Genomic DNA, 11,719 nt, shown 5'->3' with positions numbered 1-11,719 from the left:
GAAAACACCTTAATGTCTGAGCTTATGTTGATTTCACCTAAGTTTCTCATTTTTTATGCTTTTTAATTGCTCAAAAAACCTGCATAAAGCCCAGGCTTTCATTTAAAGTCGGCTTTTCATGTTTATCAAGACTGTGTATAACAATGAACCACTAGAGGGAAAGCAATAAGCATAGGCAAAATTGCGCAAAAAGCGTTAGACTATGTACCCAATAATGTCATGATTCGGTCTGATCAAGATCAAAAAAGAAGGTGAAGGTTGATGCCGCTCAATACTGTTGAAGAGCTTGTAGCAGATATCCGTGCAGGAAAAATGGTCATCCTGATGGATGATGAAGACCGTGAAAATGAAGGCGATTTGGTGATTGCTGCCACACACGTACGTCCTGAAGACATCAACTTCATGATCACCCATGCACGTGGTCTGGTCTGCCTGACTTTAAGTAAAGAGCGTTGCCAGCAGTTGAATCTGCCGTTAATGGTGGATGCCAATGGTGCCCAGCATGGGACCAATTTCACCCTGTCGATTGAAGCGGCTGAAGGTATTTCTACCGGTATTTCTCCGGCTGAACGTGCGCACACGATTCAAACTGCTGTGGCTGCTCATGCCAAACCGGCAGATATTGTACAGCCAGGACATATCTTCCCGCTGATGGCGCAACCAGGCGGTGTCTTGCACCGTGCCGGACATACTGAGGCAGGTTGTGATCTTTCCCGTTTGGCAGGACTGGAACCGGCATCAGTCATTTGTGAAATCATCAATGAAGATGGCACCATGGCGCGCCGTCCGGATCTTGAAGTGTTTGCTGAAAAGCATGGCCTGAAAATCGGTACTATTGCCGATCTGATTCATTACCGCATGACCAATGAACAGACGGTTGAGCGTATTGATCAGCAAAGTATTGATACTGAATACGGCAGCTTTGACCTGTACCGCTATCGTGAACTGGGTAACCCGGATATCCATTTGGCCTTGGTCAAAGGTGAGCCTAAAGAGGGTGTGACCACAGTGCGTGTACATGGTTTTAACCCGACCCGCGACTTGCTCAAACTGAAGAAACAGGATGGCGAGCCGGCCTGGAACCTGGATCGTGCCTTGAAAGAAATTTCCAACAGTGATCGTGGTGTACTGGTCTGGATTGGCCAGCGCCATTTACAGGACCTGGGTCCAGCATTAGATACCCTTAAAGCACCAAAAAATGTAAAATCAAATTCTGCACTGTCTCAGCAGTATCAGACCATTGGTGTGGGTGCACAAATTTTGCGTGATTTAGGCGTTGAAAAAATGAAGCTGCTGAGCTCTCCATTGCGTTTCAATGCCTTGTCAGGCTTTAACTTAGAAGTGGTGGAATACATCACCGCACAACAAACATCTTAAGAAATCATCGAGGTTGTTATGGCAGTTCGCCGTATTGAAGGTATGTTACATCTCGCGAACGAAGACCGTTATGCGATTTTAGTTGGTCGTTTTAACAGCTTTGTGGTTGAACATCTGTTAGAAGGTGCCATTGATACATTGAAACGTCATGGTGTATCAGAGGATAATATCACTGTTGTTCATGCACCTGGTGCCTGGGAACTTCCTGTAGTTGCGAAAAAACTGGCAGCTTCAGATCGTTTCGATGCCATCATCGCGCTTGGCGCCGTGATTCGTGGTAGCACGCCTCACTTCGATTTCGTTGCAGGCGAATGTGCCAAAGGTTTGGGCGTGGTTGGCCTCGACACTGGCTTACCTGTCATTAACGGTGTACTCACTACGGACAGTATTGAACAAGCGATTGAACGCTCTGGAACAAAAGCAGGCAATAAAGGTAGCGAAGCTGCCCTGACTGCGATTGAAATGGTTAACTTGTTAAAGGCTATTTAACGCTATGTCGCAAACACTTCAAGCAACTTATGCAGCAAAACGTAAAGCACGTCGCTTTGCTGTACAAGGAATTTATGAATGGCAAATGAGCCACAATCCGGTGCATGAGATTGAAGCACGTACGCGTGTGGAAAATGCCATGCACAAAGTGGATCTGAGCTATTATCATGAATTGTTGACTCAAGTGGTTGCCAATCATGAAGCATTGGATGCGCTCTTAATCCCGGTACTCGATCGCGAACTTTCAGCACTGGATGGTGTTGAACTTGCGACCCTTCGTCTTGGTGCATATGAACTTAAAGAACATCTTGAGATTCCATATCGCGTGGTTCTAGATGAAGCGATCGAGCTGGCTAAACATTTTGGCGGTGCCGATAGCCATAAATACATCAATGGTGTATTGGATCGTTTAGCGACAACTTTGCGTGCAGCAGAAAAACAGCAGTCTAACTAATAGCGTAGATTCGTTGTATGGCTGAATTTTCGATTATCGACACCTATTTCAATCGCAAGAATACCTATTCTGTCGATTTAGGCGTCGGTGACGATTCAGCCTTGCTCACCCCTCCTCTACAGCAACAACTGGTCATCTGTGCCGACACTCTGGTTGCTGGACGCCATTTTCCAATAGACACCGATCCGCATGCGATTGGCTGGAAATCTGTGGCTGTCAATTTATCTGATATTGCCGCGATGGGCGCAACCCCCCACAGTATTTTACTCGCATTGAGCCTACCCCAGATTGATCATGACTGGCTAAAAGCTTTTAGTCAGGGTCTATATGATTGCTGCGATCAATTTGGGGTGAGTTTAATCGGTGGTGATACCACTCAAAGTCCTCATTTAACCCTGTCTGTTACTGCATTAGGCTGGGTGGATATTGGTCAGGCTGTGCTGCGCTCAGGGGCGAAACCGGGTGATCTGGTCTGTGTCAGCGGCAGCGTTGGAGATGCGGCTTTTGCACTACAGCATCTTGGTCATCCACTACAAAAACGTCTGGACTATCCAACGCCACGTTGTCAGCTCGGTGCTGCCCTAAAAGGTCTGGCGCATAGCATGATTGATGTCTCGGATGGTTTGGCCCAAGATCTTGGACATATTCTCAAAGCCTCTGAAGTCGGTGCAAAGCTGCAACTCGAAAACCTGCCGATCAGTCCTGCCCTGTATGCCTTAAGTGATGAACAAAAATGGCAATATGCCCTCGCTGGTGGCGATGATTACGAATTATGCTTTACAATAAGCCCGCAAAATTACGAAAAATTATTGCAAAAACAACTTGATGTTTCGATTAGTATGATCGGCACAATTCAGCAGCAGCACGGCTTAACTTTTGAAAAAGATGGCATAGATCATTCACTTCAATTTAATGGGTATCAACATTTTGCATAAACCTGCGATCAATTTTAAAACCATGTCATGGACCGACCGACTGATTGTCTTTAGTGGGGTTGGTTTTGGTTCCGGTCTGGCACCTAAAGCACCTGGTACCTTTGGTTCGGCCTTTGCACTTTTATTTATCCCTATTTGGCTCCATCTTGGTTTTTTAAACAGTGTTTTTGCCATTGCTATCATGTCCCTGATTGGCATATATATTTGTGGCCACACAGCCAAGGTCATGGGCGTTCATGATGATGGCCGCATTGTCTGGGATGAATTTGCCGGACAATCCATCACATTTTTGCCCCTGATCTATTTAGGCCAGATGAACTGGTTATGGGTGTTCGTTGGTTTTGCCCTGTTCAGGTTATTTGATATCTGGAAACCTTGGCCGATCCGTGTGATTGACCGACAGGTCGACGGTGGCTTCGGCATCATGCTGGATGACATTATTGCCGGCCTTTGGGCTGCTCTTTGTATTTTGCTTTATTTTTACTTCATCGTGGCATAAGCCATATTTAGGATTAGAACATGTCAACGACTGTTATTATTCTTGCTGCAGGTAAAGGAACGCGCATGCGCTCTAGCTTACCGAAAGTATTACAACCCCTTGCAGGACGTCCTTTACTGGGTCATGTCATTGAAACGGCAAAAAAATTAAACGCAGATAATATTATTACGATTTATGGTCATGGCGGTGATCGGGTTCAGTCAGCATTTGCACAACACGCTATTAAATGGGTAGAACAGGCTGAACAGCTCGGTACCGGTCATGCAGTGCAAATGACCTTGCCTGTCCTGCCACAAGATGGCGTCTCGCTGATTCTTTCCGGTGATGTACCCTGCATTAATCCTGTGACCTTGCAAAAATTACTCGATGCCACTACAGCAACCGGCATTGGTCTGGTAACCCTTACCCTGCCAGATGCCAGTGGTTATGGCCGTATTGTGCGTGAACAGGGTCAGATCCAGGCCATTGTGGAGCACAAGGATGCTTCCGAAGAACAGCGTCAGATCAAGGAAATCAATACCGGTATTTATGCGGTCAGCAATGCCAAACTGCATCAATGGCTGCCAAGTTTAAGTAATGACAATGCTCAAGGTGAATATTACCTGACTGATATTGTCGCGATGGCTTTGGCAGATGGTATGCAAGTTGCATCGGTAGAACCTGAGCAGGCTTTTGAAGTTGAAGGGGTAAATGACCGTGTGCAGCTCGCTGCTTTAGAGCGTCAGTTCCAGTCTTATCAAGCCAAACAGCTAATGCAGCAAGGTGTACATCTGATTGATCCAAGCCGCTTTGACCTGCGTGGCAATTTAACTGTTGGCCAGGATGTCCGCATTGATATCAATGTGATTATTGAAGGTGATTGCGAGCTGGGCGACAACGTTGAAATTGGCGCCGGCTGTATTATCAAGAATACCAAGATTGCAGCTGGCACCAAGGTTCAGCCATATAGCATTTTCGATAGCGCCATCGTTGGGGAAGATACCCAAATTGGACCTTTTGCACGACTGCGTCCGGGTGCAAAACTCGCAGCTGAGGTACATATCGGTAACTTCGTTGAAGTTAAAAATACCACGATTGGTCAAGGCTCTAAAGCCAACCACTTTACCTACCTGGGTGATGCAGAAGTTGGCAGTGGTGCAAACATCGGTGCAGGAACCATTACCTGTAATTATGATGGTGCAAATAAATTTAAAACGATTATTGGTGATCAGGCCTTTATTGGCTCGAACAGTTCATTAGTGGCACCTGTGAAAATTGGCAATGGCGCCACTGTAGGTGCAGGCTCAACGATTACCCGTAATGTGGAAGACAACTGTTTGGCAGTAGAGCGCTCTAAGCAATTTGCCAAAGAAAACTATCCACGTCCGCAAAAAATCAAGAAATAAGGGGAACAAATATGTGTGGTATCGTTGGTGGCATTGCAGAACGTAGCATTACCAATATTTTGATCGAAGGCTTAAAACGCCTGGAATACCGGGGTTATGATTCAGCAGGTTTGGCACTGATTAATAATAGCCAGGTCCTGCGTGAACGCCGTGTCGGTAAGGTCGCAAACCTTGAACAGGCGGTGAATGAATCCCAGATTAGCGGTTCACTCGGCATTGCGCATACACGCTGGGCGACCCATGGCAAACCGACTGAAGAAAATGCCCATCCGCATATTTCTGAAAATGTGGCAGTGGTGCATAACGGAATTATCGAAAACTATCAGGAACTCAAAGATGATCTTGAAGCTTTGGGCTATGTGTTTACCTCACAGACTGATACTGAAGTGGTTGCCCATCTGATCAATGATGCGCTGAAATCTACCTCGAGCCTGTTAGAAGCTGTACGCCAAGTGGTTCCGCAACTGAAAGGTGCCTATGCACTCGGTATCGTACATACTGACCACCCTGATGAACTGATTACCGTACGTGAAGGTTCTCCGCTCGTCATTGGTGTCGGTATTGGTGAAAACTTTATCAGTTCTGACCAGTTGGCTCTGCTCCCGATTACCAACCGTTTTATTTATCTTGAAGAAGGCGATATTGCCCGTTTGACCCGTACCACGATTGAAGTCTTTGTCGATGGTCAACTTGTCGATCGTCCGGTCAAGGAACTGGATGCTGCCGTCAGCAATGCGTCTAAAGGTGAATACAAGCACTATATGCTCAAGGAAATTTATGAGCAGCCTGAAGCGATCAAACAGACCATTTCCCAAGCTTTAAATGGCAATGACCTGCGTGAAGATTTTCTTGCCAGTGCGGAACAAGACTTTGCAAAAATCCAGCAAATCCAGATTATTGCCTGTGGTACCAGCTATCATGCCGGCATGATTGCCAAATACTGGTTTGAACAGCTGATTGATCTACCTTGCCAAGTCGAGATTGCTAGCGAATTCCGTTATCGCACGCCGGTGATTGTGAATCACACGCTATATGTGTGTATTTCCCAATCTGGTGAAACTGCTGATACTTTAGCTGCCTTACGTGATACACAGAAACGTGCAACTGCCAAAGGCCTGGACATTACCACGATGACCATCTGTAACGTGGCGACCTCTTCGATGGTGCGTGAAACTCAGCATAGTCTGTTGACACTAGCAGGCCCTGAAATTGGTGTGGCTTCAACCAAAGCTTTTACTACCCAGCTTGCTGCATTGATGCTGTTGGTCCTGAAAATCGGTTCTGTAAAAAATACTATTTCTACAGAAAAAATGACGGAAATTACCACAGGACTTTGGCATATGCCTAAAGTCATGCTGGATACCTTGCGTCATGATGATGAAATTTTACGTCTTTCAGAACTCTTTGTTGAAAAGCAGCACTGCCTGTTCCTGGGTCGTGGTACGCATTTCCCGATCGCGCTAGAAGGTGCACTCAAGCTGAAAGAAATTTCCTATATTCATGCTGAAGGTTATGCTGCAGGTGAACTGAAACATGGACCATTGGCACTGGTCGATAATGACATGCCGGTGGTGATTCTGGCGCCACAGGATGACATGCTGGACAAGCTCAAATCCAATATGGAAGAAGTTCAGGCACGTGGTGGTGAACTATTTGTTTTTGCTGATGAGCACAGTGGCATTAAAGCCAAAGAGCGCAAGCACGTGGTCCATATTCCGGCAGTCAATGCAGTGCTAGCACCGATTGTGTATAGCATCCCGGTGCAGTTACTGTCTTATCATGTGGCAGTGCTGCGTGGTACGGATGTGGATCAGCCACGTAACCTGGCAAAATCGGTCACCGTAGAATAATTAAAATTGAATCAAGGCTGCGCTTGTAGTCGGACAAAACAATTGTTAACTAAACATAATAGTTGTTAACTATGACATTAAAGTTATTAACTACACAAAATAGTTGTTAACTACAAAAAGCCCAGATATACTGATTAAAAAGTATACTGGGCTTTTTAATGGCTAAATCTCTGAATGGCTTAACTGAGATACAGATTGCTAAACGAATCAAAGAAAGACGTGGACAAGGTTCAGGTGCTAACTATAAACCTTGGCTAAGAATTCATGAAGTGCCATCCCAAGGACTATCCCATCGTATCTATTCATTTAAAACCAAGCGCACCCATCACCTACTATCGAACCTAGAACTTGGCGTGTTTCTGACTTTAGATTGGATGGATCATGTTCAAGATATACGTGAACAATATCCCCTGCTACGAGATGAGACCATTGAGATCGCTTCTACTAATGGTATTAAACATCCTAATATTCGTGGCATAAATCAAGTGATGACTTCGGACTTTTTAATAGATAGTTCATCCCATAAGCAATTTGTTATTCAGGTCAAACCTTTATCAGAGCTCAGTGATCCTCGAACTATTGAAAAATTAGAAATTGAAAGACGGTATTGGGTCAGCAAAGATATCCCTTGGTACATTATTACCGAAAAGGAACTTAATCCAACTGTACTTGATAATATCAAATGGCTCTATTCATCTCAGGAAGATACGCAAGATTTTAGCCAACTACTGAATGCCTTGAATAATTTTGAGTTTGCCTGCCAACAACATCTACAAATGAAATTATCTGATATCTGTAAGTTTATTGATCGGGAATATCAACAAGATCTTGGCCAATCTCTAGCTGACTTAAAACAACTCATGGCCCATCGCCTGATCAAATTTGATATTACTCAGAAATTCAAAGAATTGAGAGTAAAAGATATCATATTCTATCAACATCAACTTGTAGAAGGATTCCTCAATGTGGCAAATTAATGAGGTTCTCAAATTTGATGGTCAACTTTACCGTATTCTTTCCATTAACTTCGGAGATATATTCTGGATTCAGATTGATAATAAGAATGCCTTGCCTGAAGTAGTGAGAGAAGAATCACTCTATGAATATCTGGATAATGAACGCTTAACACGAGCTAAAGATCCTTTTGCTAATTTGATTTTAGAAGAACCAACCGTAAACTCTATCGCCTTTGCCAAAAGAGATAAGGCTTTCAATATCATAAGAAAGATTATCTTAGAACCAAGTCATTATGAACCATCATTCCGAGCAACTTTGATTCACCAAATTGAATCATCTGGCGTTGTGTCTAAGCCCACAATTTATAAATATCTTCGAAAATATTGGCAAAGAGGGCAAATTCCTAACGCATTATTACCAGACTATAAAAATAGTGGTGCTCCTGGTAAAACTCGTACAGAAACTAATACCAAGAAAAATGGACGTAAACGTCAATTTGGTGATGGTGAAGGCTGTCAAATCACCCTTGATATAGAAAAGCTATTTCGGATTACGATCTCAAAGCATCTCCTCATAAATAATCCACTCAAAACAACTGAAGCTTACCAGAAGTTTCAAAGCCTATATGAACAGTACTATCCAAATGAAGATAGTCGCAATTATCCCACTTTAAGACAGTTCCGCTATTTTTATCATCGGGAATATACAAAACCTCAAATTGTTGAAGCTCAAACAAATTCTACTGACTTCAAAAAAGATAAACGTCCATTATCTGCAACAGCGACCTCAAGCGTACTTGGACCAGGCAGCCGTTATGAAATAGATGCTACGATTGCTGACATCTATTTAGTCGCAGACGATGATCGGACAAAAATTATCGGTAGACCGACCTTTTATAGTATAAGTGATGTTTTCAGCCGTATGATTACAGGCTTTTATGTCGGTGTTGATAACCCTTCATATGCTATCGCTATGCAAACTGTTTCCGTTGCGTGTAGAAGCAAAGTTGCTCTTTGCAAAGAGTTTGAAATCGAAATCTCAGAAGAGGATTGGCCAACGGTTGGCTTACCAAGTGCGATCCTTGCTGATCGGGCAGAAATGTTAAGTGAACAAGCTGAAACTTTAACCAATGGCTATAATGTTCATTTGGAAACAGCCCCACCACAAAGAGGAGATGCCAAAGCAGTTGTTGAAAGCTGCTTTCGTACTATTCAAGCAGAATTTAAACCCTATGCTCCTGGTATTGTAAAAGGTCATCGGATTAAAAAACATGGCGAATCTGATTATAGGCTTGAAGCAGCCCTCACCTTGAAAGAGTTTACTCAAATTATTATTCGGGCCATTTTATTCCGTAACAATCATCATGTTTTAGATAAGTATGATCGAGATGAAGACCTGCCTGAAGATATCCCTTCTATTCCTATACATCTTTGGAATTGGGGAATCGAGAATCGTATGGGTAAACTCCGCACAGTTGATTCAGAACAGTTCCGAATTTCTTTATTGCCACGTACTAAAGTTTCAATCTCACCTCTTGGAATTAATGCGTGGGGATTGTATTACAATAGTGGTGAGGTCTTACGAGAAGGCTGGTTGCACCGCAGCGAGGAAATACAACGCCCTCAAAACCTGAAAGCAGCATATGATCCAAAGGACACAAATAAAATCTATCTTTTCCCAAATTCTGCTAGTCAAACCTATTGGACTTGTTCCTTAGCTATCCGAAGCCGTGCTTATACAAATATGAGTTTTTGGGAAGTTTGGGACAAGCAGTATCTTGAGAAACATGCCCAAGCAAATGCTAAACATGCTGAGACTCCTCACAGTATTGCGTTTAAAAGATCAGTCCAAGCAATCATTGACAATGCCAAAAAGCAAACACCCCAATCGACTCAATCAAATCGTGAAAGAGTTAGCCAAATTCGGGCAAACAAAAAGGAACAGAGACAAAAAGCAAACCTGACACCTTTGCAAGAAAACCCACAAATGGCTGATATTATAAAGTTCAATAAATCAGTAGAAGATGATGACTATAGTCTCCCATTCTCTCCTGGATTATTCAGTGATGATGAGGAGTAAATTTTCATGCATCCTTTAAAGGTTCAAGCAGTTTATCAAGATACAGGCGTACCAGCTTATAAAGGCAATCCATTTATTGAAGCCTTACCCCCTTTGCTAGAGGCATTTACCCAAACTCGCAATTTAAAATCTGGGACAGTTCCTTCTTTTCAGGATCTCAATGCTCCACGAGTTGTACGCTCACATTCCATTGCTCGCCTTAGTGATGATTTTTTTCAGCCTCTTAATAATCATATACTTTTAACAGAAAAAATTTCTTTAATGATTCGTGGTGGCTATGTGGGTAGAAATCCCTGCACAGGCGATCTTCAAAAACATCTGCAAAATGGATATGAGCGCATACAAAAGGGGGATCTCAATGCTTTTAAATTTGAAAGTGTGAAATCAACAGCCCAGAGTATGCTACTTATAGGTTGTTCAGGATATGGAAAAACGACCTCTTTGATCAGAACTCTATCAGCCTATCCTCAAGTTATTTATCACCGTAATTTCAATATTGAACAAGTTGTCTACTTAAAAATTGATTGCTCGCATAATGGCTCTTTAAAAGAGATCTGTCTAAATTTCTTTCGAGCATTAGATCAAGTCCTTGATACTAATTATGAAAAACAATAAGTTGTCATTAAAAAGTAAACATGTATTCTTTTCCGAATTGGTTTGATACTTTCTCCACCCATTGCTCTATTTTGTCAGCTGTCATGACTTGAAAATCTCGCCAATAATATTTCATCTGCTTCCATACCATCTCGATTCGATTTAACTCAGGGCTATAAGCTGGAATAAAATACAGATTCGTCGAAAAGTTAGTTTTAAGTAGCTCTCTGTAATCAGCCATCTTTTTACTTCTATGAATCGAGGCATTATCAACAATAAGAACCAATGGAAGGTTATACATCTGTTTTACTTGTTGAGCTATTCCAGTTAAATAGGCATAAAACCAAGTGCTTTTCACTGACTCTTGTAAACAGCTTGTCACCAGTTTCCCCGTTGAAAGCAAACACCCCATGACATTAACTCGTTTTAATCTTATTGCATCAACCGCATGAACATCACCTATCTTTGTCCACGCATAGCGGTTATCAGGTGTAGATGAAAACCCTGTTTCATCAACATAACCTAATATAATTTCACCACGTGCCGCTTGCTCTCGTAATTTTTCAATCTGCTGTGTTGCTTGTTCAAATGCAATCGGATCTCTTTTTTTTCAAGCTATGACGGGTACGCTTGAAGACCATACCTGAATCACGTAAAAACTTACGAATGGTTTCAACAGACACGGACACTTCGTATTCTTCATGTAGTTTGACTCGGATTTGTTCTGCATTGAGTGGACTTGTATTGACCCAATCTAGGATTTTCGCCTGATAGTCTGAGATCAATGTATTGGGTCGACCTGAGCGATGACCTTCTTTAATCGATTCAAACTCATACAATTCCCAACGTCGGCGTTGTAGCCTTATGGTTTCTGGGATACGTTCTTGTAGAGTGGCAACTTCCGCAACACTTTTACCTTCAGAAAGCCAGAGAATAGTTTGGGCACGTTGTCTTTCACGCCAATGTTTTGCATGCTTGGCCAGAAAAATGAGTCGTTCTCGCTGTTCTAAACTAAGTGGTACAGAAACAATTCGAGGCATGTGTGAACATCTGTTAACTAAAAAAACTTTTTCGCATGATTAGTTATTTTTGTCAACTTA

Annotated in this window: 12 protein-coding genes; 10 read left to right on the top strand and 2 right to left on the bottom strand. The window is 42.8% G+C overall.

Going from position 1 to position 11,719, the window contains the following annotated elements:
- Window positions 1-261: 261 nt before the first annotated feature.
- The 10 genes from ribBA (at window position 262) to ACNPNW_RS04295 (ending at window position 10,640) form a co-directional block, all read left to right on the top strand.
- Complete coding sequence (ribBA, locus tag ACNPNW_RS04340) at window positions 262-1,377, top strand: bifunctional 3,4-dihydroxy-2-butanone-4-phosphate synthase/GTP cyclohydrolase II (RefSeq protein ID WP_005105068.1); 1,116 nt, start codon at window positions 262-264, stop codon at window positions 1,375-1,377.
- 18 nt (window positions 1,378-1,395) lie between these two features.
- Window positions 1,396-1,866, top strand: coding sequence for a 6,7-dimethyl-8-ribityllumazine synthase (gene ribH, locus ACNPNW_RS04335; protein ID WP_004280926.1), 471 nt, complete (start codon window positions 1,396-1,398; stop codon window positions 1,864-1,866).
- A gap of 4 nt (window positions 1,867-1,870) precedes the next feature.
- Complete coding sequence (gene nusB / locus ACNPNW_RS04330; protein WP_004280924.1) at window positions 1,871-2,320, top strand: transcription antitermination factor NusB; 450 nt, start codon at window positions 1,871-1,873, stop codon at window positions 2,318-2,320.
- A 17-nt stretch (window positions 2,321-2,337) separates the two neighbouring features.
- Window positions 2,338-3,255 (top strand): thiamine-phosphate kinase, encoded by a 918-nt coding sequence (gene thiL, locus ACNPNW_RS04325; protein WP_448766582.1) that lies wholly within the window; start codon window positions 2,338-2,340, stop codon window positions 3,253-3,255.
- Entirely contained in the window at window positions 3,233-3,754 is a 522-nt protein-coding gene (locus ACNPNW_RS04320; RefSeq protein WP_448766581.1) for a phosphatidylglycerophosphatase A family protein, read from the top strand. Before thiL ends, ACNPNW_RS04320 begins: the two co-directional genes overlap by 23 nt.
- Window positions 3,755-3,774: 20 nt before the next feature.
- The gene (gene glmU, locus ACNPNW_RS04315; RefSeq protein ID WP_448766580.1) at window positions 3,775-5,139 is read left to right on the top strand and encodes a bifunctional UDP-N-acetylglucosamine diphosphorylase/glucosamine-1-phosphate N-acetyltransferase GlmU; all 1,365 of its coding nucleotides are present in this window, start codon (window positions 3,775-3,777) and stop codon (window positions 5,137-5,139) included.
- Between the two features lie 11 nt (window positions 5,140-5,150).
- Window positions 5,151-6,989: a glutamine--fructose-6-phosphate transaminase (isomerizing) gene (gene glmS / locus ACNPNW_RS04310; RefSeq protein ID WP_448766579.1), complete on the top strand. Its 1,839-nt coding sequence runs from the start codon at window positions 5,151-5,153 to the stop codon at window positions 6,987-6,989.
- A 158-nt stretch (window positions 6,990-7,147) separates the two neighbouring features.
- Window positions 7,148-7,966, top strand: coding sequence for a heteromeric transposase endonuclease subunit TnsA (locus ACNPNW_RS04305; RefSeq protein ID WP_005088741.1), 819 nt, complete (start codon window positions 7,148-7,150; stop codon window positions 7,964-7,966).
- Window positions 7,953-10,025 (top strand): TnsB C-terminal domain-containing protein, encoded by a 2,073-nt coding sequence (locus tag ACNPNW_RS04300; protein ID WP_005088742.1) that lies wholly within the window; start codon window positions 7,953-7,955, stop codon window positions 10,023-10,025. The genes ACNPNW_RS04305 and ACNPNW_RS04300 overlap by 14 nt, the downstream gene beginning before the upstream one ends.
- A 6-nt stretch (window positions 10,026-10,031) precedes the next feature.
- Window positions 10,032-10,640 carry an ATP-binding protein gene (locus ACNPNW_RS04295; RefSeq protein WP_448766578.1) on the top strand — a complete coding sequence of 203 codons (609 nt, stop codon included), beginning with the start codon at window positions 10,032-10,034 and terminating at the stop codon, window positions 10,638-10,640.
- Between the two features lie 7 nt (window positions 10,641-10,647).
- Here ACNPNW_RS04295 and ACNPNW_RS04290 read toward each other — a convergent pair whose 3' ends face one another.
- Both ACNPNW_RS04290 and ACNPNW_RS04285 read right to left on the bottom strand, forming a co-directional pair.
- Window positions 10,648-11,187: an IS630 family transposase gene (locus tag ACNPNW_RS04290; RefSeq protein WP_448766593.1), complete on the bottom strand. Its 540-nt coding sequence runs from the start codon at window positions 11,185-11,187 to the stop codon at window positions 10,648-10,650.
- Window positions 11,188-11,203: 16 nt separating this feature from the next.
- Window positions 11,204-11,659, bottom strand: coding sequence for a helix-turn-helix domain-containing protein (locus tag ACNPNW_RS04285; protein ID WP_004973749.1), 456 nt, complete (start codon window positions 11,657-11,659; stop codon window positions 11,204-11,206).
- Window positions 11,660-11,719 lie beyond the last annotated feature (60 nt).

The organism is Acinetobacter endophylla, assembly GCF_053543775.1.
This window is presented reverse-complemented; position numbering and strand designations above follow the sequence as displayed.